The organism is Rothia sp. ZJ1223, assembly GCF_016900985.1.
GTDB lineage: Bacteria > Actinomycetota > Actinomycetes > Actinomycetales > Micrococcaceae > Rothia.
Window position 1 is genome coordinate 227,043 of the sequence record NZ_JAFEUT010000003.1, and the last position, 23,821, is coordinate 250,863.

Genomic DNA, 23,821 nt, shown 5'->3' on the forward strand with positions numbered 1-23,821 from the left:
TTTCAGTTTTCTTCGCTACGGTGGTATCACTGCTTGTTCTATGGGTAGGCACAGATGCTGCCGTAGGAATTTTAAAGACTTTGGGTAGAAGGTAAGGTAAAGGATTAGGTGATGGCAGCTAGAGAGAGAAACTCCGCAGGTCGTCAGCAACCGCGACGGGGCTCTATTAGCGCAGTCCGGGTGAAGGGAGATAAGCTTTCGCGTCCGCAGTACACCGACCCTCTCCACCACCCTGAGTATGCCTCTGATCAGTTGCGGGTACGTCGTGCGTGGATTTTCGTTCTCCTCACACTCCTCGTACCGGGTTCTGTACAGCTCATTGCAGGTAACAAGCGTTTAGGTCGCAGGGCATTGACCGTGACCCTTACGGTATGGGTGCTCATAGCTCTAGGAATTTTCTTAGGGGTTACTGCTCGAACCGCTATCTTTTCAGCTCTTACCAGCCAGAGTTTCTTGTTTATTTTGGTGGGTATTTTATCTCTTTTGGCAGCAGGCTGGATTTATCTCTTTTTTGATACGTTGCGCGTTATTCGCCTCAAGACTTTACCTGCCCGCGCTCGCGTTCCGGTGGTGTTAGGTCTGGTTGCTCTGACAGCTATTACCGGTGGTGGGCTTGCCTACAGCGCCTATATTGCTTCGGTAGGACGCAACGCCCTGGGAAATATTTTTGCCGGTTCTGGAACGCTCACCCAACATGAGGGTAGGTATAACATCCTTCTCATGGGCGGGGACGCCGGTGCGGACCGCGTCGGGCGCCGCCCCGATTCTATGACGGTGGTGAGCATTGACGGCGCTACCGGTCAAGCTGTGACGATTTCGGTTCCGCGCAACTTACAAAATGCTCCTTTCTCGCAGGATTCTCCCCTGTGGCAGGTATACCCTGAGGGCTTCAACTGCGGTGATAAGTGCATCTTGAACGCCCTCTATACCGATGTGAGCGCTAATCACCCGAGTCTTTATCCTGAGGCAAAAGATCCGGGGGCAGAAGCTATGATGGATGCGGTCTCTGGGATTTTGGGCATTGAGGTTGAGAACTACGTGCTAGTTGATATGCAGGGTTTCTCAACCATGATTGATGCCCTCGGTGGTATTACCATCGATGTGGGTGGCTATGTTCCTATCGGGGGCGGTACCCACGCTGTGACCGGTGAGCCTAACCCCATTGAGGGTTACATTGAGCCGGGTATTCAGCATCTCGATGGGTTTCATGCCCTGTGGTATGCTCGCTCCCGTGAGGGTGCCTCTGACTATGATCGTGAAGCGCGCCAGCGCTGTGTGCAGGCTGCCATGCTCAAGCAGTTAGAACCGGCAAATGTGCTCACTAAGTTTGCCGATATCGCTGCAGCGGGTGAGCAGATTATTGAGACTAATCTTCCCGAATCAGGTCTGAGCGAGCTGGGTGATATCGCCCTGAAATCTCGTCAGTACGATCTTATTCAGTTCGCTATCGCCCCGCCCTATTTTGACCCGATGTTCCCGACCTACCCTGATTTTGATGAGGTACACAGCCGGGTGGATCAGGTGCTAGTGGACTCAGCTGAGGGTAAAAGCCCTCAGCCGATGGCGCAGGGAGTTGGGTCTGTGGCGCATCAGGTGGTTTTTGAGCAGGCAGATGGCACGGTAGTTCCTCTCATGACAGCGTCAGAGCTTACCCCCAACGGAACCTGTTCGGTGCCCTAACCATCGTTATAAGAACTCAGTCGCTGTGCCCAACACCGCGTCTGCACACCCTGCCCCTACCTTAGACCTGGTACGGGGCAACCGGTACACTGGAGCGCATGAGTAATATTCTGCAGACAGATGTATGGGCACGTTTCCAAGAGTCTAACGGTCACAAGGTTTTCAAAAAGTCGGGTTACGGCTGGTGCTATATTGCCACTCTTGAGGGCGGAACCATCGGACGCTACCTGTACGTACCCTACGGGCCTGTTGCAGATACTCCCGCAGCGTTCGATGCCGCCATGGCTGATTTGATGCAGGTAGCTCGCGATAATAAGTGCCTTTTTGTGCGCGTAGAGCCCATTGAAGAGGGCATTTTTGCCGGTGGTAACCACCAGGATTTCCTGGTTCAGCGTGGCTTCAAGAAGTCACCGCGTCAGGTGCAGCCAGCTCACACTCAGATTATTGATCTCACTCAAGATGAAGATGCCATCTTGAAAGATATGAAGTCAACCAACCGTAATCTGCACCGCAATATCCATAAAAAAGGTGTTACTTTTGAGACTTCACAGAACCCATCTGATCTCGATATTCTGTTGAAGTTCTTGGACGAAACCGCCGGACGCACCGGTTTCAATCGCCAGCGCGATGAGTACCTGCGCCAGGTAGCGCGCGTCCTCATGCCGGCAGATGCAGCGACTCTTTATATTGCCAAGGTCGAAGGCCAACCAATTGGCGCTGCTTTTGTATATGACTCGGACGATACCCGCACCTACGCACACGCGGCAGCGTCCTTCGAGCACCGTAAGTTATCGGCGGGTATTCCCCTGGTCACCAACTTGATTATGGACGCGAAAGCTAAGGGTCTGACCAAGGTTGATCTCTTCGGCATTGCCCCCAACGATGACCCCAACCACGAATGGGCGGGCTTCACCAAGTTCAAAAAGTCATTCGGCGGCGAGTCTGTGGAATACGCCGGCACCTGGGACAAGCCTGTCAGCGCTCCGGGTTACACCGCCTATAGCGCTATCTATGCAACCAAGGCAAAAGCCCCCACAATCAAAGAAAAAGCGCTCCAGCTCAAAGGCAAAGCGCTTAATGGCATCAGCAAAGTAAAAGCGAAACTGAACAAGTAAGATTTTTATAGAAGAGAGGTCGGTGCCATTCTTTGAGTGGCTCCGACCTCTCGCTATTGGAACTTCCTTTTAGGAATAAAAAGCGTTCTAAGAATCTAAGAGAAAACCTAATACTCCGCTCATGAGCACTATGACAACTAGAACGATGACTGCGCCCAGTATTACTACCAAGCGGAATGTTTTAGTGCGGTCAGCGGTGTTCATGAGCTACTGCCAGATTCCTACTTTTTGGGCATATGCTTTTCGAGGATTTTTTCCCAGCGTGCCAGGTTGTGCTCTGCTTCGATGGTACGAATAGTGCCTGATTTGGAGCGCATAATCATCGACTGGGTGGTAACCGTGTTGCGACCGTAGCGCACACCGCGCAGCAACTTACCACCGGTAATACCAGTAGCAGCAAAGTAGCAATCATCTGAAGTCACCAGTTCATCGGTGGTGAGCACAGCATCAAGATCATGACCGGCAGCCAATGCCTTTTCGCGTTCGGTATCGTCGGTGGGTGCCAGGCGTCCTTGAATAATGCCACCGGTTGCCTTAATCGCGCAGGCAGCAACAATACCCTCGGGGGTGCCACCGGTACCCATCATTACATCAATACCTGAACCTTCACGGCAGGTAGCAATCGCACCAGCAACATCACCGTCAAGGATCATGCGGGTACGGGCACCAGTTGCTCGAATCTGCTCAATAATGTCAGTGTGGCGGGGGCGGTCAAGAATACAGACGGTAAGCTGGTTGATTTTCTTACCCTTGGCTTTGGCAACCAGATGCAGGTTCTGTTTGACCGGCAAACGCAAGTCAACCAGGTCAGCCGCTTCAGGACCGGTCACGAGCTTTTCCATGTAGAACACGGCCGAAGGATCGAACATGGAGCCGCCCTCAGCCACAGCAATCACAGACAGGGCATTATCCATGCCCAACGCGGTCAAGCGGGTACCGTCAATGGGATCAACCGCCACATCCATCTTCGGTCCGGTGCCATCGCCCACAGTTTCGCCGTTGTAGAGCATGGGCGCTTCGTCTTTTTCGCCCTCACCAATCACAACAGTTCCGTTAAAATTAACGTTTGAGAGACGGTAACGCATCGCGTCCACCGCTGCCCCGTCGGCGAGGTTCTTCTCACCGGCACCCACCCAGGGCGCTGAGGCAATCGCGGCAGCTTCAGTAGCTCGTACCAGTTCAAGAGCGAGGTTGCGGCCATGGTTGGTTTCTGACATGTTCTCCCCTTTGAGTTGTTCAGCGTGCGGACGCGCCGGTGCGCCCTGCTCTTCTCAGAATAGCTAGTTTGCCGGTGGGTGGCTAACAGTTTTCGCGTATATAACCTACGCAATAGTGTGTTATCTTTCACCTTTAAGCGGTCAATGAGGGGTTTGGGGTAAAAGTGCGTGAGAATAATAGGGTGAAATCATCTGAGTTTGAGAAATCTTCAGCCGCTCCCTCCACCGCAGGCGCGCCGGAAAGCGCCGAATCGGCGCGTCCTGCCACCGTTGCTGACGGTGTGAAGCCGCAGATTACCCCCAAGCAGGCTGAACGCATTAACCAGCCGGTGCGCAACATGATTATCTCGATGGTTGTGCTACTTGCCTGTGTGCTACCGGTGATTTGGTTGATGCCCAAACCAGATAAAGACCCCTACCAGGCGTCAGTTGATTTACCCAAGGTTGCTTTTGAGGCGGGCGAAGTAGCTAGATTCACTCCGACCGCGCCGCAGCTTGAGAACTGGCACTACAACTACGCACGTTGGTACTCCCATCAGGCTGATGGTATTAGTTATTGGGAGACAGGGCAGATTACTGCTGCCGCCGAGTTTCTCACGGTCAAGCAGGCTGATGCAGGCGAAACGAACGTTTCGTGGATTGCTCAACAAACCGGAAACTCACGCCCCATAGGCGCAGAGTCAATTGCTGGAGTCGAATGGGAGGTGCGCGAGGGCACCACTGACAAAGACGAAACCCTTACCTACTATGTGGGCGAGGTCGATGGGACCACCGTTATTATCTACGGTGATGCACCCGGCACTGAATTTGCCCAGCTTGCCGAAGCCATCGTGAACTATCAAAAAGCCCCCACGGCAACAGCTTCGCCCACTGCGACCTCAGGCACCGGAATCGAATAAATCCAACGGAATGTAGATAAGCTCTCACCAGTATCAGTTTCTAAGAAGGCAGGTTACCGTGGCGCAGACCGTTTCTACTCCCGCCCAAGCGTGGGCGTATCTGGCTGAGGGCAACGCTAGGTTTGTGGCGGGTGAATCCTTACACCCCAACCAGGACGCTTTACACCGCGAGTCCCTCACCGCCGGGCAGTACCCTTTTGCCGCCATTTTTGGATGCGGCGATTCCCGTCTTGCCGCTGAAATTATTTTTGATTTGGGTTTGGGCGATGCTTTTGTGGTGCGTACTGCCGGTCAGGTAATCGACAATTCGGTGCTCGGGTCACTGGAATACGCCGTGGGCGAGCTTGACGTGCCGCTGATTATGGTTCTCGGTCACGACTCCTGCGGTGCTGTCAGCGCCGCCAAGAAAGCCCTAGAAACAGGCGATATGCCCCATGGTTTCGTGCGTAACCTGGTAGAACGCATCCTGCCCTCAGTTATCTCCCCCAAACTGCCCAAAAACGCGACCGTCAACGATATGGTGCGAGAGCACACTTACCAAACGGCAGCGCGGATTGCCGAGCAGTCCCACGTGGTGGCCGAAAGCATTAAGGACGAGAAAGTCGCGGTGGTGGGCGTCTATTACCACCTGGTTGATGGACGCGCAGAGCTGGTCTACTCATCTTCCCCTACCATCGCGGTGGACGCCGGACCTCACGCGTCCTAAAAATCACCCAGCTTTTTACGCAATAAACGAACACATCAGGTCATTGCTGAGGTTCAGCTCACGCGAACCGGTTATGCTGTAGGTATGACTGATAACACTGAATACCGCATTGAACACGACACTATGGGCGAAGTTCGCGTGCCCGTCAACGCGCTCTACCGTGCGCAGACTCAGCGCGCTGTAGAGAACTTTCCTATCTCAGGTCAGACTCTGGAGCCCGCGCATATTCGCGCCCTGGCTCTGGTAAAAAAAGCTGCTGCTACCGCTAACGAAGAACTGAAGGTGCTCGACGCTGAACGCGCACAGGCTATTCGTGATGCGGCAGACACAGTGGCAGCTGGTAAGCACAACGCTGACTTCCCCATCGATGTATTCCAGACCGGTTCTGGTACTTCATCAAATATGAACACCAACGAGGTGCTTGCAACCCTGGCAAGCCGTTTGCTGGAAGATAAAGGCATTGATGTTCACCCTAACGACCATGTGAACGCCTCCCAGTCTTCAAACGATGTTTTCCCCACCTCAGTACACGTTGCAGCTACCGAAGCGCTCATCAACGATTTAAAGCCCGCCTTGGATTATCTGGCAACATCACTGGAGAAGAAAGCAGCTGAGTTCAAGGACGTCGTCAAGTCGGGTCGAACCCACCTCATGGACGCAACTCCGGTAACCTTGGGTCAGGAATTTGGCGGTTATGCAGCTCAGATTCGCTACGGCATCGAGCGTATTGATTCAGCTCTGCCCCGCGTTGCCGAGGTTCCTTTGGGCGGTACCGCTGTTGGCACCGGTATCAACACCCCCGACGGCTTCTCAGCACGCGTCATTGAGCTGCTCGCTGAAGAAACAGGTCTTCCGCTGACCGAAGCACGCAACCACTTCGAGGCGCAGGCTAACCGCGACGGTCTCATTGAAGCATCAGGGCAGCTACGCACCATTGCCTACTCACTCATGAAGATCAATAACGATATTCGTTGGATGGGTTCAGGTCCCAACACTGGCTTGGGCGAGCTGCATATTCCCGACCTTCAGCCCGGTTCATCTATCATGCCCGGCAAGGTTAACCCCGTGATTTGCGAGGCTGTTGTTCAGGTAGCGGCTCAGGTGATTGGTAACGACACCACCATCGCGCTGTCTTCCACTAACGGAGCCTTCGAGCTCAACGTCGGTATTCCCGTGATGGCAGCTAATCTGCTACAGTCCATCCGTCTGCTCACCAACGCATCACGCGTCATGGCAGATAAGATGATTGACGGCCTTGAGGCAAACGTAGAACGCGCCCGTTTCTTGGCTGAGGCATCACCCTCAACTGTGACCCCCATGAACAAGCTGATTGGTTACGAGGCAGCTGCAAAGATCGCTAAGTACTCAGTGGCTAATAAGACTACTGTTCGCGAGGCTGTTGTTGCTCTGGGCTACGTTGAGCGCGGTGAAGTCACCGAGGAGCAGCTGGATTCAGCACTCGATGTCACCAAGATGCTCGGTAACTACTCCTAAGCAGAATTCTTTAACTCAAGTTACTGAGCTCTAGGGCTCAGATTTTGAGAATGCGGGTTGCACCTTCGTAGGTGCAACCCGCATAAGTTTTAAGCGATTGCGCCTTGTACGACGAGGCGAAAACAAGAATTATCGCACACCCAGGATAGAAAGCTCACTGTTATTTCCTAGTTCGCCCCCCTGAAGAGCACAAGTAACAGATCAAGAGTAAAAAGGTAAGAATTACTTGAACCTAAAAGTTTAGGAGCAACAATGAAGCTCGCGGAGCAAAATTGTTAGCCAACTGCTTGAAACCGGCGTTAATCGCCTCTACGGTGTTTCGGTCATCACCATTCCCGGTGACACTGCCGATGCTGACGCATTGTCAATACCCCCTGAGGTCGAAGCTAACCAATTTGTTGGTTGTGCAACTTCTATGAGCAAGATTGCTCTTAACCGCGATGGGGGTGAGGCAGTTGCTATGGTGAAATCTAACCTCCGCAAGGCTCGTGCATGGCATCAGTTCTCCTAGAGAATCCGCCCACGGAGGCAATGTCTATCAGGTAAAAGGTCCGGCACCGCTAAGACAGCGGTGCCGCACCTTTATCTTCTCGTAGCACAGAGATAAATGCCTGCCGGGTAAACACCCATCACACGCTTTCAAACCCAAAGCGGGCGTAACCGCTGTAGTTCAGCGCCGAGTCTATACGATCATACATGCGCTCGTTGACCAAACTCTTGAGCTCATCAACAGTCACCCAGCGCACTTCAGAAGATTCCTCATCATTGACACGAGCTTGCCCGCTGACCCAGTGGCACAGAAAGGTGTGGTCAAGAAACTGGCATTGATCTCCGTTAGAAAAAGTCTGGGATGGGTCTGCTTTAATCTGGGTAAGTGCTACTACTTCAATTTTTACCCCGGCTTCTTCTTCAGCTTCCCGCAGGCAGGTAAGGGCGGGATTCTCACCCGGATCCACGATGCCGGTAACAGGCGTCCATAGACCGTTGTCAGAGCGTCGTACCAGCAAGATGCGACCGTCTTCGGGTCTAACAATCACAGCGGTAGCACCCGAGAGCCACAGTTTCTCATGACCGATTTTTTCTCGAAGCTGGGTAATGAACTCTGGTGTGGGCATGGTGAGCAACCTCCTTTTCTATAGCCGTTAGGCTATCTATGCGGGGAAAATCGTAGCAATGAGCGTTCCCAGTAGCATAAATGGTCCAAAAGGAATATGAGTTTTGGGGCTCGCTTGATGCCTCAACAGGAGCCACAGGCTGTACACCCCACCAAGTACAAAGGTCAGCAAAGTGCCCCACAGGAGGTTGAGGAGTGAAAAATACCCTAAGAGTAGCCCTAAAGCACCGGCGAGCTTCACATCGCCTAACCCCAGTGCCCTGCGCGATACAGCGCGTAGAAGATAATAGGAACCCAATAGCATGACGCCGCTGTAGGCAATACGCCGCGGCCCATCAGCATCCCCCGTCAAGAGAACCACAGCAAAGAGCGGCAAGCCCACCCCAAGGTACAGGGGCAAAACAATACGATCGGGTAGACGGTGGCTCGCCACGTCGATACGCCACAATCTCACCGCACTGACCGAGTAAAAAGCTAGGGCAAAAACTAAAAGAAAAGCTACAAGAGCCGAACGAGCATCACCAGCCAAAGCGCTTTCTACAGAGCGCCCGATATGAACCAGCATGTTCTATGACCCAAACCGGCGCTGACGGTTGGCATAATCGCGCAAGGCACGCAGAAAATCTGTACGCCTAAAATCTGGCCAGAGAGCCTCACAAAAATGGAACTCGGAGTAGGCAGACTGCCAGGTAAGAAAACCCGAAAGCCGTTGCTCACCGGAGGTTCTGATGAGAAGATCCGGGTCAGGAAGACCTTTGGTATAGAGGTGGGCTGAAATATCATCAATCTCCAGTGAACGAGCCAGCTCCTCCAGGTCTTTACCCTCAGCCACAGCGCTGAGAATCAAATCGCGAACAGCGTCCACAATCTCCTGGCGACCACCGTAGCCCACCGCAATATTGACGTGCAGCTGCTCGATATCGGCGGTTGCCTCCATCGCAGTCTGCAAAGTACCCCGTAGGCTCGGTGGCAACGCCTCAAGTTTACCCACCCCACGAATACGTGCGATGCGAGCGCTCTCTAGCTCCTGAATAAAGCCCTCAATGACATCCAGTAGATCAACCAGCTCAGCTTCAGATCGTTTGAGGTTCTCGGTGGAGAGCATGTAAAGGGTAACCATTGGGATTTTCAGCTCGGTACACCAGTTCAAGAACTCCGTGATACGACTAGCACCGGCGAGATGACCGTGTTTGGTGCTCTGCCCCAGTTGGGCTGCCCAGCGTCGGTTGCCATCCACCAGCACACCAATATGTGCAGGTAGGCGGTCTTCTGGAATCGATGAACTAAGAGCGCGGTCGTAGACCTTGTACACCGGCTGCGGTATTTTCATGATTCCCCTCGACGCTAACTAAGTGGTAGGTCTATATTCTAACGCTACATCGGTGAAGTGAACTTTTGCGGTGCCTCATTCTTGTCTACATATTGAGTAACTTTTCGCGGGCATCACGCTGTATCGGTCATACTGATATTTAGGTTCCACACATCATCAAAAAAAGGAAAGATTGTGAATACTTCACGCAAACCAGCGGCGAGTTCGCTGAGCGCTGATCACCCTTATTTTGAGAAGAAACCGCTGATGCGCGGCTGGTTGCACGCTGGTTTCGCGCCGCTGGTTTTTGTGGCTGGCATTGTGCTGGTTGCGCTCTCGGGCGGTAGCTTGATGGGCTTAGCGTGCGCTATTTTCGCGCTCACAGGCGTCCTACTCTTTGGTGTTTCGGGTATGTATCACCGGGCGTATTGGTCTGATAAGTGGCGGTTGGTGTTCAAGCGCCTCGACCACGCCAATATTGCCCTGGTCATTGCGGGTACTTATACGCCACTGGCGGTGGGTCTTTTGCAGCAGCCTCAGCGAGGCATTTTGCTATGGATTATCTGGGGTTGTGCCATTGCTGTGGTACTGTTCAGGGTTCTTTGGACGCACGCCCCTCGGTGGCTCTATACCCCCATCTATGCGGTGATGGGCTTAATCGCAGTTTTCTATCTGCCTGATTTCTGGCAGGTCTCCCCCGCCGCATCAGTGCTCATTGCGGTGGGCGGGGCTATCTATATTCTGGGTGCTATTTTCTACGGCACTAAATACCCTAAGCTCTCGCCCAAGAACTTTGGTTTCCACGAGCTTTTTCATGCTTGTACCCTCGTCGGTTTCATTCTGCACTACATAGCGGTGATGATGGCGGTTATGAGCAATCGGTAAACCCCTAAATTGCCCCATGGTTATTCAGCAAACGTAAAACGCCGGTTACCTCGTCTCAGAGGTAACCGGCATTTGTGCGCCAAAAGGCGGTGTCTTAGACCCTAGTGAGACCGGGGCGATTCCTTGGGGTGAGCGCCCTGTTTTTCTTGTTCTTCACGCGCCAGTGCGTAGTCCATACGGTAGCGCAGACGGCGGGTACGGCGGGTCAGATCGAGACCCAGCAAGATAATCAGAACACCCAAAATCATAGTAACCAGCGCACCTGTAATGCCCGGAGAACCCAGGGGCGAGCCGTCAGCATTGTACTGCTGTATGCTAGGGGTCACGGTGGATAGGTCAGCAGCAAGAATCAGCGCTTCACTCAGCAAAACATTCATAGTGACACCTTATCGTTCTTTGTAGTCAATGCCCGCAGCAAAGTCGGTTTCGGGCAGAGACGTTTCAACCCGTGACTCGATAAGAACGTAGTCATCGGTGGGCCATACTTCAGCAGTTTCCTCCGGGGTGAGGGCAAAGAATAGATCCTTTGGTCCTACCTGTGTGGCGTGAGAAAGTAGAGCCTGATCTCGCTGGGCAAAGTAGTCCTTTGAAAGAATTCGAGTGGTGGTCTGGTGACGCGAAACCGGGGCAGTGTGCCCCTCTGCATCTTGTTCTTGACGGCGCGCAATCCACTCAGCAAAAGGATTCTCGGTGCCCTTTGCTACCAGGTAGTCGTTAATAGCATTGAGGCGGTCAAGGTTGAACGCTCGGTCATAGTAGAGCTTCAGCGGTGCCCACGGCTCGCCCTCGTTCAGGTAGGCAGAGGCGTCCCCCGCTGCGTGAAAAGCCTCCACCGCCACACGGTGCGACATAATGTGATCGGGGTGGGGGTAACCGCCAATTTCATCGTAGGAAAGAATAACGTGCGGTTTGAATCTACGTACCAAGCGCACCAACGGCGCGGACGCACGCTCCAAGGGTTGGCTGGCAAAGCAACCAAAAGGCAACGGTGGCAGAGGATCACCTTCGGGTAAACCTGAATCCATGAAACCAATCCACCGGTGTTCAATACCCAAAATATCTCGTGCCTGCGCCATCTCTGCACGGCGTACTGAGGGCAGGTAGCGATGGGCAGCGGGATTGGTGTCAGAAACCGCGGTGAGCACGTCCCCACGTTCGCCACCCGTCATGGAGGCAACCATGACGCGCGCACCTCGCGCAGCGTAGGCAGCCATCATCGCAGCGCCCTTTGACGACTCATCATCGGGATGAGCGTGTACAGCAAGAATGCGAAAACCGGTGTAATCATCGGCTAATTCTTGCAGCGCAGACTGCGGGTTTTCCGCATTGTTTGAGATTTTCCCAGCGTCACTCACGTTTGCTCTCCGCAGTTTTTCGATACAGTAGGTATTACCCGCTACGAGAAGTAACGGGGTAAACCGCACTCAATGGCAGTTATTGTGGTCTTTCTATTTTAGCGAATCAAGAGACCCGTTATTTTCTGGCGAAATATTTTACGTCTTATTTTGAGGTTTGTGTGAGCAACCAGATACTTTCAGATCGTTACGGGCAGAAATCGGCGCGTAAGCCCCTGCCCACCCGTTTTTGGGCCATTCTTAGCGCTGTTCTCATCGCTGGTGCAGTGGTATGGGGCATTTGGGTTCAAACAGCACAAAGCGCAGCCGCCCCGGAGTTTAAAAATACCGGTTATGAACTCACCAGCGGGGACGAAGTGAGTGTCTCTTTTGAGATTGTCAAAGACCCTTCCACCACAGCAGTATGCACCCTGCAGGCACTTAATACAGCCAGCGCACCGGTGGGGTGGGATGAGGTAACCATAGGCCCGTCCCAGAACGGTGAACGCGTCACCGCCCACACCGCTCACCTGTTCATCACTTCCCCCGCCCACACCGCTGTCGTTGAGGCGTGCTGGAGCCTATAGATTTCACACGACGTTCATGTCTCTGTAGTTCGCAAACCTAGAGCATGCGCTGCGTACACTGATGATTTGTTCACGTCATGCTGCCGTATAGTTTCGTGTATCGTCTGGACACGCCGTAGAATAAAACACAGATTTCACCGGTATATACCGGTCTTAATTGAGTGAAAGGAATTGTTCTCCATGTCTGAAGAACAGCACGAAGGCGCCTGGCTAACCCAGGAAGCATACGACCGTCTCACCGAGGAGCTTGAGCGTATCTCTGGGCCCTACCGCCAGGAAATTATTGACCGTATTGCAGCGGCTCGCGACGAAGGCGACCTCAAAGAAAACGGTGGCTACCACGCTGCCCGCGAAGAACAGGGCAAGAACGAAGCCCGCATCAACCAGCTCAAGAAACTGCTCGAAAACGCTCAGGTGGGCGAATCAGTCAAGGACGACGGCATCGTTGAACCCGGCATGGTTGTTGAGGCAGAACTTGCCGGAAAAACCATGAAGTTCCTTCTCGGCTCACGCGAAGTAGCTGAGACCTTGGTTGGCGGCAGTGACCTCCAGGTCTTCTCAGAGAAATCCCCTATGGGCGCGGCTATCAACGGTCACAAGGCTGGCGACTCAGTCACCTATGAGGCACCCAATGGCAAAGAGATCACCGTCAAGATTATTGATGCCAAGCCTTTCCAGGGCTAATTTCCAACCAGCATCTTTAAACTAAAAGTGAGGGTACGCATCCTGCGTCCCCTCACTTTTTACATATGGGCTTTTATTTTAATAGACCACGATCGGTTCATAGCCATCTGCGCGCAGAGCTTCAAGCACCTCTTCGCAGTGTTCATGCCCCTTGGTTTCCATGTCGATAGTAATGAACACTTCGCCCATAGAGAGAGCACCGGACGCACCAGTGTAATTAACACCGGTAACGTTAGCTGAGTTCTGGGAGATGATTGATGAGATAGTGGTTAGCTCACCTGGGCGGTCAGTGAGCATCAGACGCACCGTGAGGTAGCGTCCAGCCGCTGATAGACCGCGCTGAATCACCTTAAGCATCAGCATGGGGTCAATGTTTCCGCCCGAAAGCACACAAACAGTCGTGCCCAAATCACCGTACTTCTCACTGGTTGCAGGGCTCATCACCGCTGCTACCGGCACAGAACCGGCAGGCTCTACCACCAGTTTGTTGCGCTCTAGTAAGAAGATGAGAGCGCGGGCTATGTCATCTTCAGAAACCGTGTGTACGTCATCGACCAGCTCTTTGATAATGTCAAAGGGCAGCTGACCGGGACGCCCCACGGCGATACCATCGGCAATGGTAGATACCTTTTTCAGTGGCACCAGCGCGTCCGCCGCCAAGGAGGGTGGGTACGCCGCAGCGTGCTCAGCCTGAACACCGATAATGCGGATCTTTTTGCCCAGCTCTTTTTCTTTAGCGCGCACGGCGACAGCCAAACCGGCTAGCAGTCCACCGCCACCAACACCCGCAAAAATGGTATCGACATCGGGTACCTGCTCTAAAATTTCAAGCCCCAGTGTGCCCTGACCAGCAATGATGTCAGCGTTATCAAAGGGGTGTACAAACACCGCGCCGGTTTCATCGGCAAAACGCTTTGCCTCTGCTAAAGCCTCATCAACCGTCTTGCCAAAGAGAACAACCTCTGCACCGTGGTCACGGGTTGCTGCAATCTTAGGTAGTGCCGCGCCCTGAGGCATATAGATACGAGCCTTAATACCGAGCTTCGACGCCGCCAAAGCAACCCCCTGAGCGTGGTTACCTGCCGAAGCAGCCACCACGCCCCGCGCCTTTTCAGCATCGGAGAGCTTCGCCATGCGAACATAAGCGCCGCGCACCTTAAAAGAACCCGAACGCTGCAAGTTCTCAGCCTTGAAGAAAACCGGTGAACCAACCTTGTTTTCTAAAGCACGTGAATGAGCAACCGGAGTGCGCTCAATAACGCCCTCCAACAGCTCATGTGCGCTTTCAATATCAGCCAGAGTCACCGGCAAATCTTCACGTGTGCTCACAGACATTAGCTCCTCAGCATAAAAATCGTCAACCTATCTTTAGTGTAATGCTGCGCTTAAGCCTCAGTAGCCGTCATCTCAGCATCTGATTCACGCTTACGGTTCATACGTTCTTTAACCTTCTCAGCAATTGCTTTCTTTTTCTTACGTTCAATCTCGTGAGGGTACAAGAACTCGCTCCTGCGGATCTCCTCATCAATTTCCCACTCGCGGTTAGCAAGGTAGCGCACCACGGTGTTGATCATTGCGAGTAGCGGCACCGCAAAGAGAGCGCCGGTGATGCCGAAGAGGATGCTGCCGCCAGCCACAGCAATAATGACTGCCAGCGGATGCAAAGAAACAGCTTTACCCATCACCAGGGGCTGCAGAATGTTAGATTCAACCTGCTGAACCAGCAGCACCATACCGAACATGATAATCGCGTTAACCGGGCCGTTAGCCACCAGCGCAAGCAGAACTGCGACAGCTCCACTGGCAAGAGCACCTACCACAGGAATAAAGGAGCTCAAGAATACGAGAACGCCCAGGGGGAAGGAGAGGGGCACACCCAAGAAGAAAGCTGCAAGACCAATGCCCACCGCATCCACGAAGGCAACGAATACCTGAACACGAACGTAGGAAACCATGGACTTCCAGCCACGGCGGCCAGCACCGTTCACCGCGCGTCGTGCGGCACGGGGGAACAAACCTACCAGGAACAGCCAAATCTTCTCGCCTTCCATCAAGAAAAAGATAAGGGTGAACAGGCAGATCGCCATGCCTGTAGCGAAGTTTGAGGCGGTGGAACCCACGTTGGCTACACCGGTGAAGATAGTGTCAGCGTTATCTTTGAGGGTGTTAAGCCCGTCAGATGCCATTTTGTCGAATTGGGCGGCACCCACGTTAATGGGCAAATCCTGCAGCAGTACGATTAGCTGCTGGTAGCCCTTCATTGCTTGGTCAGCCAGATTGCTGAAACCTGAAATCATCTGCTGCCCTACCAAAGTCAGCAAACCGACAATAGTTGCAATAAAACCAATTTCGGTGATAGCAGTTGCCAGACCGGGGATAACACCGTATTTACGGAGGATAAACACTACGGGCGACAACAAACCGGCAAGCAGAGCCGCCACCATCACTGAAACAACAATGAGGCTCACGCTCCCCAGCATCTTTGACAGACCCCACGCAACCACTGCAACAACAATAAGGCGCCACGACCACGATGCCGCAATTTGTAAGGCAAAAGGTACCTCGCGGCTGGTTGAGTCACTGTCTTGCACCGAGGCTGCCAGCGGCTGGTTCTCTACGCTTTTTTCAATCATTGTTCAATAATCGCACACCTTGGCTAACTCATAACCACTCCGCAGGAGCTAATTCTCTTCGTTCTTCACCACATTTACCAGCCCCGGCACTCCGGTTGCTCTTGGCGTCCTTCTGCTGAGTAAGCAGTGGGAGCAGCAATATACAAAAAGCGTCGGTCTCTTTCACACGCGAAAGAGACCGACGCTTTTATGCACCGAAGAATACAGTCTATTTAATTATCTGCAATCTGACGCAGGAAGCTCAGTACACGAAGAATCTCAATGTACAACCAGACCAAAGACGCGGTCAGTGCAAACGCCAAGCGCCAGGACTCGCTCTTGGGCGCACCTGCATTAACCATCTCAGTCACGTTGGTGTAATCCTGCAAAAGTGAGTAGGATGCCAGCAATACCGCAAAGAGGGCAATAGCCAAACCAACGTAAGGATTAGCGCCGTAAAGGCTAACTTGGAAGACAAAGGTGCTCACCAGGTTGATGAGCAAGAAAACCAGGTAGGCAGAAGCCGCAATCATGAAGAACTTGTTGAGCTTGGGGGTAGTGCGCAGCTTCTTGTTAGCAAAAAGTACCAAGATGGTACCGGCTACCACAACAGTTCCGCCCACAGCCTGAACCACAATACCGGGGTAGGCATAGTCAAAAAGACGAGAAACACCGCCCAGGAAGAGACCCTGCATCAGCGAATAGGTCACGATGAGAGCCGGTGAGACCTTTTTCTTAAAGGCGTTCACCAGACCCAGGACGATGCCGCCCACCAAACCGAGGTACATCAATACAGGAATGAACCAGGCAACTGCACCAGCGGCAACCACTACAGCAAGGTTAATGCCGGTCTTGCGCACAACGTCGTCCATAGTGACGCGTCCTGCTTCAAGATTGCTTGCAGCGGGAGCCTTGTACATCTGGTTCAACTGCTCAGCATTAGGCTGCTGGTAAGTGTTCTGAGCATACGGATTCTGGCCGTACTGGGGGGCGCCGTAAGCGTTGCCGTATGACTGCTGACCGTACTGAGCGGTTGAAGTACCGCCCGCACCGAACTGGCCAAAACGGGGATCGCCTTTATGCTGGTTGCCCATTGAAGTAATGAGGGGGTTACCTGCCACAGGTGTCTCCTAGGTCGTGTTCTTGAATTGCTCTTACCTACCCTACCGAATTTTTACGGTCAAAGAGTGTGATTTTGCTGAAGGCGTTATGAGAGATGCTTAGCTGAAATGCCAAGAATTTCCTCGAGATAATCAAGCACACCGCCGTCATTATTATTACCAATCACTAGGTCAGCTGAGGCTTTGAGTGCAGGGGATGCGTTGTCCATAGCGATGCCAGTACCCACATAGCTCAGCATCTCAGCATCATTAGCAGCATCACCGAAAGCAATCATTTCCTCAGGTTTGATGTTCTGCTGCTCCCCCAGCCACTTCAGAGCGCTGCCCTTATTAACCCCGCGGGAAATCAAATCGATCGCCCCAAACCCAGAGGTCACCGGAACAACATTTGATGGCAACCGATTAATCAGCTCGGCGAGAATCTGGTCAGTTTCACGGCGCCGGGTTTGCAAGGCAAACTTAACCACGGTCTCATCGCGAAGGTCAGCGTAATCGTCAATAGGGCGGACGGTGGGGTACCAGCGGCTAATAAAGGTCAGAGGATCAACCTGCTTATCGTAGTCAGCCCCCAAGAAATCCATGTGGTCCCTTATTAACCGAGCAATCGGTTCGGCGCGGTGGGTTGGCATATAAGCGTGCTGGTGACCAGAGATAATAACGCCGATCGCTGGGAACTCATCGAGCACAGCCAATGTCTGCTGGATGGTTTTATCCGAAAATCCTGAGATAAGAATATCTTTTTCTTGGTCAGCGATATATGCCCCATTTTCAGCAATGTATGTCAGAGGACGCGCGCGGTACCCTTCCAGGTAATGATGCAGTTTAGGTAGCTGGTTGCCCGATGCAACCACAAAATGAATGCCCTGTTCTTCCATCGCGTCCATGATGCGATTGAAACGTTCAGTATCAAATGCTTTATCAGTGTCTCGCAGTAGTGTGCCGTCCATATCGGTGGCAATAAGTTTCAGGCTCATGGAGGCTTCTTTCTGTATACGGGTTCTTGTACAACTCTAGCCTTCCTATTGTAAGTAGGCTCTGTATGACGAATCAGCTCGTGCTGAAACTTTGCACTGACTATTACCCCCCCCCCCAATGTTTACGCAGATGCTGGGGTATTGTGCCTCTCCCCGTCCCAGTGACCACCTTCTACTCACAGTGACCGTACTCTGCCCAAGTGACCACGTTTATCGCGGTCACCTGAACATAGCTTGGTCACCCAAGCCACCGAGTATGGATTGAACCCTCGCTCAGAGGAGCGAGCCCACGATCGCACCCACTGCGGGATACGAAAAAACCACCAACGCGTAAGCATTGGTGGTTTTTGAAGTGCCCCCAGTGGGACTCGAACCCACACTTGGCAGATTTTAAGTCTGCTGCCTCTGCCAATTGGGCTATAGGGGCTTAGCTGGTATCTGCTGATAAAAACAGACACTAGCTATTTATACCAGAGCTTGGGGTTAGACCCCAAAACCGTGGTTAGAGGCGTGCTTTTGTCTTCTCGGACGCGGTTCCGGTTGCTTCCTGGAAAGCACGTCGCGGTGAGCGCTGGTGACGGATTGATGAGGTGTCACGACCGAAGACCTGGTTGAGACCCCATACTGCCATGACGCGGACGGTGCGTTCGACGGTGGGGATTGCGTAGCCGTGGTAACCGCGGTGCATAATCCATGCCAGCGGGCCAGCGATGGTCTTGCCCTTGACGTTTGCGACGCCCTTCCAGAGACCCAGACCTGCGACAACGCCGATGGTTGCGTGGTAGTAGTCCTTGAGGGGTTCGCCCTTGCGAGCTGCCAGCAGGTTCTTTGACAAGCGCAGTGCCTGACGTGAGGCGTGCTGGGCGTTGGGTACGCAGTAGCCGCCTACGCCGCCACCTGAGAGGTCGGGTACAGCTGCGTTGTCGCCTGCTGCCCATGCGCCCTCTACTACACCGTCGTCGCCGGTGACGCGCAGGTCTGCGCCCACGCGGATGCGTCCACGCTCGTCGATGGGGAAATCGGTCTCTTTGAGCATGGGGGATGCTGCTACACCGGCAGTCCAGATGAGGGTGTCGGTGCTTGCTTCGCCCGCGGGTGACTTGTCGCCCATGTTGATCAGCTGCAGGTTGCCGTCGGTTGCATCGGCAAGTGAGGTGTTGAGCAGTACCTCGATGCCGCGGGCGCGCAGTTCAGCAACGACCTTCTCAGCGCGGTCTGCGGGGACCTCGGGCATGATGCGCGGTGCTGCTTCGATGAGCATGAAGTGCAGGTCTGAGACGCGCAGGCGCTCGTTGCGCTTGACTGCAACGCGTGCCATGTCTTCGAGTTCTGAGATGGTTTCGACACCCGCAAAGCCGCCACCGACAACGACGAAGGTCAGGGCGCGACGGCGCTCTTCTTCGTTAGCGGTGAGGGATGCGGTTTCGATGCGCTCTAGAACCCAGTTGCGTACGCTAACTGCTTCTTCGACGGTCTTCATGCCGATAGCAACATCTGCCAGACCGGGGATCGGGAATGCACGGGTTACAGCGCCTGCGCCCAGAACGATCTCGTCATAGGTGATGTCGAAGGACTCGCCTGCGTTGATGGGTTCAACGGTTGCGGTGCGCTCTGCGTGGTTAATGGAGGTGACGCGACCGGAAACGATTTCGGTGTCGGTCAGGTGCTGGCGCAGCGGAACGGTTGCGTTGCGACCTTCCATGGAGCCTGCAGCTACTTCGGGGAGGAAGGGCTGGTAGGTCATGTAGGGGTTGGGTTCTACGATGGTGACGATGCCACCGGAATCCTTGATTTCCTTCTGAATTTTCTGTGCAACGGTGAACCCTACGTAGCCACCGCCGACAATCAGAATGCGTGGGCGATCCTGCGCCAACTTGGTGAATGCCATAATCTTTTTGCTTCTTCCCTTTGTACTGTGTACGACCCGCAGCGTGAGCTAATCTCCGTGAGAACTCACTACTACCGTCGTAAGTGCCGGGTAGGCTTGTTCAGCGCTACCTCGTTGTCCATCGCGCGGAATGCGAGGACAAAAAGCTTCATTAAACATTGTGCCATTGATGCAGGCTTTAATGCTTATTTGTTTGTGCGTGTAGACAGTAATCTTTACAGCGTAACTAATTTTTGTACGGGACGCATTCTCATGGTGTGCGCCCCCGCCAAGCAAGCTCTCTATCGTGCTGTGCCGCTCTCAAGAAGAGACAGCGCTATACCGTCGAGAATATCGTGTTCGCTGATTATAACGTTTGAGATGCCGGGTATCTGTTCTTGCAGGTAGCTCAGTGCTTGGCTCCAGATGATCGCTCCAGTACCGATAACGTCCGCGCGTCCGGGGTGCATAAAGCCGGTAGCAAGGCGCTCTTCGCGGTTCATCGCCGCCAGCTCGTTGGCAGCTTTCTGCACGACATCGATGGAAAGCTCTGAGCCGTTGATGGCATCGGGGTCATAGGTGGTGAGCCCCAGCACCTGGGCGGTGACGGTTGTGACGGTGCCAGCAACACCCACGATGCGTGTGACTGATGAGAAATCCAGTTCACGAGTAAGCGTTTCTAAGGACGCACGCACATCAGCTTCGACAAGCTCTCGCTGTTGGGCGGTAACCGGCGCTTGCACCTTGTGGCGTTCGGTCAGTCGAACACAGCCAATGTTGAGCGAAAGGGCTCCGCTGACGCCCTCATTATTGCCCACTACGAACTCGGTAGAGCCACCGCCTAGGTCCATGACAACAGTTGATTTTTCGCTCTGCCCCACGGCTGAGACAGCTCCGGCAAAGGAAAGATTTGCCTCTTCCACACCGGTAATAACCTCGGGTGTTACACCAAGAATTTCTTGAATACCGCTCACAAATGCGTCCCGGTTTGAAACATCCCGGCTAGCGCTGGTTGCAGCAAAACGGACGTTTTCTACCCCATGTAGGCGCAAAAGCTCAGCATACTCGCGGGTCGCTGCGAAGGTACGCTCCAGGGCGGCTTCGCTGAATGCACCGGTTGCATCGACGCCTTCGCCCAGCCGCACCACCCGCATTTCACGTTCAAGATCGTGCAACTTACCCTGCTCGTCCGCTCGGGTAATCAGCAGACGAATAGAGTTTGTACCGCAGTCAATAGCACCGACAACAGTCATTTTTACGCCTCTTTCCATGCGGGGTCACAGGTACACTGATCGACAGTCCACCAAGGGGCAATAGCATCTAGCGCCTCATCGCCCATAGGGTTAATGCCACGACCCACCGAAAGGGTGTGTCCGATGACAGCGTGCAAGCATTTGACGCGGGTGGGCATGCCACCTGCAGAAACATTTGTAATTTCAGGAACCCCGTCGATGCCGCCTGCTAGGCGAATACGCTCGCGTTCTGCGATGTAATTTTCGTGGGCAGCTTCGTAGGCTTGTGCCAGCTCATCGTCTTCTGAGAGGCGGTCGGTCATGTCATACATGAGACCTTCAGCTTCAAGACGCGACGCCGCAGCGGTGATAGCTGGGTGGGCTAAGTAAAAGACGGTGGGGAAAGGGCTACCGTTCGAAAGGCGCGGAGCGGTCGCTGCCACCAGCGGGTTCCCGCACACACAGCGGGCAGGAATTTCTGCAACGTCGCGCACGGTGCGCCCCAGCTGTGCCGAAAGAACGCGAAGATCCTGTTCGGTCGGGGTGAGGGTTTGCGCGGTCACGTTGAAGCCGCCGGGGGTTCGTTGGGTTGCTGTCATGAGTTTTCCTTATAACCGGTCAAAAAATTCTTACTCTGCAAGTGCCGCTCTTCGCACGCGCTCTTTCATTACAGTATGGCGAAGGCAGACACGCGGTATTAGCGGGTGCTAGAACCTGCGGATTCTGGGCTCGCACTGGAGTTGTGCATTGAGCTTTCAGCAGTCTCTGAACTGCTGCCCTGGGTGGGTGAACCCTCGGTTTCTGCGCTGCTGCTAGGAAGATCCGTCGAGAGAGCCGATCCGGCATCTGATGATGGGTGTGATTCACGATAGGCTGCCGGATCCCCGTTAACAGCCGAAAGTTGGAAGGAGTCCCAGAGTTTAGTGGTCCAGTTATCTTCGGGAGCAGTGAGGGCATTGGCACTCGTTTCATCCGCCAACTCTGTGGTGTAGTCAGTACCAACGACTAAATAGGGGGTCTCTCCCGGGTTCACATAGAAGAGACGCCCCTTCGCCTGTTGCTGAACATAATTATCGTCTTGCCACCACGACTGTTGCACCGCGAGCTCCCGGTTTTCAGTCTCTAATCGGGAGATATTCGATTGCACCTGAGCTATTTCTGCAGATTGAGTAATATAGCGGCTCAGGGTTCCATAGACTGCTAGCGCAACCAGGGCAAAGACCACCAGAGCCGCCACCCATTTACCCGAAAAAGCACGCGCTGCGACGGGGACGTTGGCGCCCTGACCAACCTGACGAGTTGGCTTATCATCTCGCCGGGCAGAAACGCCAGCAGGTGCGCGTCGTGAACCGAAAAAACCCTGTAAGCGGGCACCCGAGATGTTGCCGAGTTTCTTCATGGGCGTATACCTTTCGGTCGCTAGCGGTGAGCAGAGAGTTCCATTCTACCGGTCTTACGTCTTCAACAGGTGAGAGCGTGAGCGTATCCACTCAAAATGCCCCTGCCTCGCGTGCGAACCTTACTTCTTGAAATCAAGAAAATGCGCGCACACAAAACAGGGGCAAATTCAAGCACTTTTAGCCTACCGTTTAGCGGTGAGCCAAGCGCTGTGAGAAGAATTTACTTCTTGAAGCGGGGGAAAGCTGATGCGCCAGCGTATGCTGCTGCCTCGCCCAGCTCTTCCTCGATGCGCAGAAGCTGGTTGTACTTAGCAACGCGCTCGCTACGTGCGGGAGCACCGGTCTTAATCTGACCGGCATTGGTTGCAACAGCCAAATCTGCAATGGTGACGTCTTCGGTTTCGCCTGAACGGTGTGAAACCATGCAACGGTAGTCGTTGCGCTGAGCCAGCTGCATAGCGTCGAAGGTCTCGGTCAGTGAACCGATCTGGTTCACCTTCACGAGCAGAGCGTTAGCTGCGCCCTCTGAGATACCCTTGCCCAGACGCTCGGGGTTGGTGACGAAGAGGTCATCACCCACGATCTGAACCTTGTCGCCGATTTCAGCGGTGAGGGTCTTGTAGCCGTCCCAGTCATTCTCGTCCAGGGGATCCTCGATGGAAACCAAGGGGTACTTAGCTACCAGATCAGCGTAGTAAGCTGACATTTCTTCAGCTGACTTCTGCTGACCTTCGAAGGTGTATGAGCCGTTTTCAAAGAATTCTGATGATGCAACGTCAAGTGCCAGTGCGATTTCTTCACCGGGCTTGTAGCCAGCCTTCTCGATTGCTTCGATGATCAAATCGAGTGCTGCTGCATTGGAGTCAAGGTTAGGAGCAAAGCCACCCTCGTCGCCCAGACCGGTTGCAAGACCGCGGTCGTGCAGAACACTCTTGAGCGCGTGGTAAACTTCAACGCCAGCCTGCAGAGCGCGTGAGTAGGTGTCGAAACCGATGGGAGCAATCATGAACTCCTGGATATCAACGTTTGAGTCAGCGTGTGAGCCACCGTTGAGGATATTCATCATGGGTACGGGCAGAACATGAGCGTTAGGGCCACCCAGGTACTTGTAGAGGGGCAAATCAGCTGATTCAGCAGCTGCCTTAGCTACCGCCATTGAAACGCCGAGAATAGCGTTTGCGCCGAGCTTGCCCTTGTTGTCGGTACCGTCGAGCTTAATCATAGCTGCGTCAACTGCACGCTGGTCGGTTGCGTCGATGCCGATAATGTCTTCAGCGATTTCTTCGATAACAGCAGCAACTGCACCCTCAACACCCTTGCCGAGGTAAACAGCCTTTTCGCCATCACGGCGCTCTACGGCTTCCCATTCACCGGTTGATGCGCCTGAGGGAACAGCGGCGCGACCGAAAGCACCGTCTTCAAGCAGAACCTCAACCTCAACGGTGGGGTTGCCGCGTGAATCGAGAATCTGACGTGCGTGTACAGCAGTAATAACAGCCATGAATATGCTCCTTGATTGAAATAGAGTAAGGAATTGAAGTGGCTTCGTATCTAACCCTAACGAGCTGCGGCTGTAACCGACAAGCCCTCT

General features: G+C 53.7%; 23 protein-coding genes and 1 tRNA gene. 8 read left to right on the top strand and 16 right to left on the bottom strand.

All coding sequences use genetic code 11. The annotated features are described in order from the left end of the window. The first annotated feature begins 111 nt into the window (after positions 1–111). Both JTP09_RS05305 and JTP09_RS05310 read left to right on the top strand, forming a co-directional pair. Positions 112–1,680, top strand: coding sequence for an LCP family protein (locus JTP09_RS05305; RefSeq protein WP_204877410.1), 1,569 nt, complete (start codon positions 112–114; stop codon positions 1,678–1,680). Between the two features lie 98 nt (positions 1,681–1,778). After that, on the top strand, positions 1,779–2,795 hold the full coding sequence (locus JTP09_RS05310) for a peptidoglycan bridge formation glycyltransferase FemA/FemB family protein (protein WP_204877412.1): 1,017 nt from the start codon (positions 1,779–1,781) through the stop codon (positions 2,793–2,795). Between the two features lie 221 nt (positions 2,796–3,016). On the opposite strand, the gene glpX is transcribed toward JTP09_RS05310, so the two are convergent. Continuing rightward, complete coding sequence (gene glpX / locus JTP09_RS05315; RefSeq protein WP_204877413.1) at positions 3,017–4,012, bottom strand: class II fructose-bisphosphatase; 996 nt, start codon at positions 4,010–4,012, stop codon at positions 3,017–3,019. Between the two features lie 182 nt (positions 4,013–4,194). Here glpX and JTP09_RS05320 point away from each other — a divergent pair, with 182 nt between their 5' ends. The 3 genes from JTP09_RS05320 (at position 4,195) to JTP09_RS05330 (ending at position 7,111) form a co-directional block, all read left to right on the top strand. Next, positions 4,195–4,911 carry a DUF4245 domain-containing protein gene (locus JTP09_RS05320; RefSeq protein ID WP_204877414.1) on the top strand — a complete coding sequence of 239 codons (717 nt, stop codon included), beginning with the start codon at positions 4,195–4,197 and terminating at the stop codon, positions 4,909–4,911. Between the two features lie 58 nt (positions 4,912–4,969). Beyond that, positions 4,970–5,617, top strand: coding sequence for a carbonic anhydrase (locus tag JTP09_RS05325; RefSeq protein ID WP_204877415.1), 648 nt, complete (start codon positions 4,970–4,972; stop codon positions 5,615–5,617). Between the two features lie 84 nt (positions 5,618–5,701). Continuing rightward, positions 5,702–7,111, top strand: coding sequence for a class II fumarate hydratase (locus JTP09_RS05330; RefSeq protein ID WP_204877416.1), 1,410 nt, complete (start codon positions 5,702–5,704; stop codon positions 7,109–7,111). A 629-nt stretch (positions 7,112–7,740) separates the two neighbouring features. On the opposite strand, the gene JTP09_RS05335 is transcribed toward JTP09_RS05330, so the two are convergent. Genes JTP09_RS05335 through JTP09_RS05345 form a run of 3 tightly spaced genes read right to left on the bottom strand, consistent with a single transcriptional unit; the run spans position 7,741 to position 9,555 of the window. Continuing rightward, positions 7,741–8,226, bottom strand: coding sequence for an NUDIX domain-containing protein (locus JTP09_RS05335; protein WP_204877417.1), 486 nt, complete (start codon positions 8,224–8,226; stop codon positions 7,741–7,743). 36 nt (positions 8,227–8,262) lie between these two features. Beyond that, the gene (locus tag JTP09_RS05340; RefSeq protein ID WP_204877418.1) at positions 8,263–8,790 is read right to left on the bottom strand and encodes a prepilin peptidase; all 528 of its coding nucleotides are present in this window, start codon (positions 8,788–8,790) and stop codon (positions 8,263–8,265) included. A gap of 3 nt (positions 8,791–8,793) precedes the next feature. Further along, a complete protein-coding gene (locus tag JTP09_RS05345; RefSeq protein WP_204877419.1) occupies positions 8,794–9,555 on the bottom strand; it encodes an isoprenyl transferase in 762 nt (253 codons plus the stop codon). Between the two features lie 174 nt (positions 9,556–9,729). Between JTP09_RS05345 and JTP09_RS05350 the strand changes: the two genes are divergently transcribed. Next, positions 9,730–10,419, top strand: a complete 690-nt coding sequence (locus JTP09_RS05350; RefSeq protein WP_370592506.1) for a hemolysin III family protein — start codon at positions 9,730–9,732, stop codon at positions 10,417–10,419. Between the two features lie 101 nt (positions 10,420–10,520). Here the strand turns inward: JTP09_RS05350 and JTP09_RS05355 are convergent, their stop codons facing one another. Together JTP09_RS05355 and mca are read right to left on the bottom strand one after the other, a co-directional pair. Then, positions 10,521–10,796 carry a hypothetical protein gene (locus tag JTP09_RS05355; RefSeq protein ID WP_204877420.1) on the bottom strand — a complete coding sequence of 92 codons (276 nt, stop codon included), beginning with the start codon at positions 10,794–10,796 and terminating at the stop codon, positions 10,521–10,523. Between the two features lie 9 nt (positions 10,797–10,805). Continuing rightward, complete coding sequence (gene mca, locus JTP09_RS05360) at positions 10,806–11,723, bottom strand: mycothiol conjugate amidase Mca (protein ID WP_239478911.1); 918 nt, start codon at positions 11,721–11,723, stop codon at positions 10,806–10,808. A gap of 212 nt (positions 11,724–11,935) precedes the next feature. Between mca and JTP09_RS05365 the strand changes: the two genes are divergently transcribed. Next, positions 11,936–12,340: a DUF4307 domain-containing protein gene (locus JTP09_RS05365; RefSeq protein ID WP_204877422.1), complete on the top strand. Its 405-nt coding sequence runs from the start codon at positions 11,936–11,938 to the stop codon at positions 12,338–12,340. A gap of 180 nt (positions 12,341–12,520) precedes the next feature. Beyond that, positions 12,521–13,024 (top strand): transcription elongation factor GreA, encoded by a 504-nt coding sequence (gene greA / locus JTP09_RS05370; protein WP_204877423.1) that lies wholly within the window; start codon positions 12,521–12,523, stop codon positions 13,022–13,024. Between the two features lie 78 nt (positions 13,025–13,102). On the opposite strand, the gene ilvA is transcribed toward greA, so the two are convergent. The 10 genes from ilvA to eno all read right to left on the bottom strand — a co-directional run bounded on the left by ilvA (position 13,103) and on the right by eno (position 23,731). After that, complete coding sequence (gene ilvA, locus JTP09_RS05375; RefSeq protein WP_370592507.1) at positions 13,103–14,353, bottom strand: threonine ammonia-lyase; 1,251 nt, start codon at positions 14,351–14,353, stop codon at positions 13,103–13,105. Between the two features lie 56 nt (positions 14,354–14,409). Then, entirely contained in the window at positions 14,410–15,657 is a 1,248-nt protein-coding gene (locus JTP09_RS05380) for an AI-2E family transporter (protein WP_204877425.1), read from the bottom strand. A 212-nt stretch (positions 15,658–15,869) separates the two neighbouring features. Continuing rightward, positions 15,870–16,757 (bottom strand): Bax inhibitor-1/YccA family protein, encoded by an 888-nt coding sequence (locus JTP09_RS05385; RefSeq protein ID WP_370592508.1) that lies wholly within the window; start codon positions 16,755–16,757, stop codon positions 15,870–15,872. Positions 16,758–16,843: 86 nt separating this feature from the next. Beyond that, positions 16,844–17,731 (bottom strand): HAD family hydrolase, encoded by an 888-nt coding sequence (locus tag JTP09_RS05390; RefSeq protein ID WP_204877426.1) that lies wholly within the window; start codon positions 17,729–17,731, stop codon positions 16,844–16,846. 353 nt (positions 17,732–18,084) lie between these two features. Beyond that, a tRNA-Leu gene (locus JTP09_RS05395) sits at positions 18,085–18,158 on the bottom strand. A gap of 75 nt (positions 18,159–18,233) precedes the next feature. Beyond that, positions 18,234–19,619, bottom strand: a complete 1,386-nt coding sequence (locus JTP09_RS05400) for an NAD(P)/FAD-dependent oxidoreductase (protein ID WP_204877427.1) — start codon at positions 19,617–19,619, stop codon at positions 18,234–18,236. A 281-nt stretch (positions 19,620–19,900) separates the two neighbouring features. Then, positions 19,901–20,851 (bottom strand): Ppx/GppA phosphatase family protein, encoded by a 951-nt coding sequence (locus JTP09_RS05405; RefSeq protein WP_204877428.1) that lies wholly within the window; start codon positions 20,849–20,851, stop codon positions 19,901–19,903. 2 nt (positions 20,852–20,853) lie between these two features. Beyond that, positions 20,854–21,429 carry a DUF501 domain-containing protein gene (locus JTP09_RS05410; protein WP_204877429.1) on the bottom strand — a complete coding sequence of 192 codons (576 nt, stop codon included), beginning with the start codon at positions 21,427–21,429 and terminating at the stop codon, positions 20,854–20,856. Positions 21,430–21,527: 98 nt separating this feature from the next. Beyond that, complete coding sequence (locus JTP09_RS05415; RefSeq protein WP_204877430.1) at positions 21,528–22,229, bottom strand: septum formation initiator family protein; 702 nt, start codon at positions 22,227–22,229, stop codon at positions 21,528–21,530. 221 nt (positions 22,230–22,450) lie between these two features. After that, positions 22,451–23,731, bottom strand: a complete 1,281-nt coding sequence (gene eno, locus JTP09_RS05420) for a phosphopyruvate hydratase (RefSeq protein ID WP_204877431.1) — start codon at positions 23,729–23,731, stop codon at positions 22,451–22,453. Positions 23,732–23,821: the final 90 nt, after the last annotated feature.

What these genes read in the sequence shown, in the direction of transcription:
- JTP09_RS05305 (WP_204877410.1), top strand. Translation starts at nt 112, where the DNA reads ATGGCAGCTAGAGAGAGAAACTCCGCAGGTCGTCAGCAACCGCGACGG.
- JTP09_RS05310 (WP_204877412.1), top strand. Translation starts at nt 1,779, where the DNA reads ATGAGTAATATTCTGCAGACAGATGTATGGGCACGTTTCCAAGAGTCT.
- glpX (WP_204877413.1), bottom strand. Translation starts at nt 4,012, where the DNA reads ATGTCAGAAACCAACCATGGCCGCAACCTCGCTCTTGAACTGGTACGA.
- JTP09_RS05330 (WP_204877416.1), top strand. Translation starts at nt 5,702, where the DNA reads ATGACTGATAACACTGAATACCGCATTGAACACGACACTATGGGCGAA.
- JTP09_RS05335 (WP_204877417.1), bottom strand. Translation starts at nt 8,226, where the DNA reads ATGCCCACACCAGAGTTCATTACCCAGCTTCGAGAAAAAATCGGTCAT.
- JTP09_RS05340 (WP_204877418.1), bottom strand. Translation starts at nt 8,790, where the DNA reads ATGCTGGTTCATATCGGGCGCTCTGTAGAAAGCGCTTTGGCTGGTGAT.
- JTP09_RS05345 (WP_204877419.1), bottom strand. Translation starts at nt 9,555, where the DNA reads ATGAAAATACCGCAGCCGGTGTACAAGGTCTACGACCGCGCTCTTAGT.
- JTP09_RS05355 (WP_204877420.1), bottom strand. Translation starts at nt 10,796, where the DNA reads ATGAATGTTTTGCTGAGTGAAGCGCTGATTCTTGCTGCTGACCTATCC.
- greA (WP_204877423.1), top strand. Translation starts at nt 12,521, where the DNA reads ATGTCTGAAGAACAGCACGAAGGCGCCTGGCTAACCCAGGAAGCATAC.
- JTP09_RS05380 (WP_204877425.1), bottom strand. Translation starts at nt 15,657, where the DNA reads ATGATTGAAAAAAGCGTAGAGAACCAGCCGCTGGCAGCCTCGGTGCAA.
- JTP09_RS05390 (WP_204877426.1), bottom strand. Translation starts at nt 17,731, where the DNA reads ATGAGCCTGAAACTTATTGCCACCGATATGGACGGCACACTACTGCGA.
- JTP09_RS05400 (WP_204877427.1), bottom strand. Translation starts at nt 19,619, where the DNA reads ATGGCATTCACCAAGTTGGCGCAGGATCGCCCACGCATTCTGATTGTC.
- JTP09_RS05405 (WP_204877428.1), bottom strand. Translation starts at nt 20,851, where the DNA reads ATGACTGTTGTCGGTGCTATTGACTGCGGTACAAACTCTATTCGTCTG.
- JTP09_RS05410 (WP_204877429.1), bottom strand. Translation starts at nt 21,429, where the DNA reads ATGACAGCAACCCAACGAACCCCCGGCGGCTTCAACGTGACCGCGCAA.
- JTP09_RS05415 (WP_204877430.1), bottom strand. Translation starts at nt 22,229, where the DNA reads ATGAAGAAACTCGGCAACATCTCGGGTGCCCGCTTACAGGGTTTTTTC.
- eno (WP_204877431.1), bottom strand. Translation starts at nt 23,731, where the DNA reads ATGGCTGTTATTACTGCTGTACACGCACGTCAGATTCTCGATTCACGC.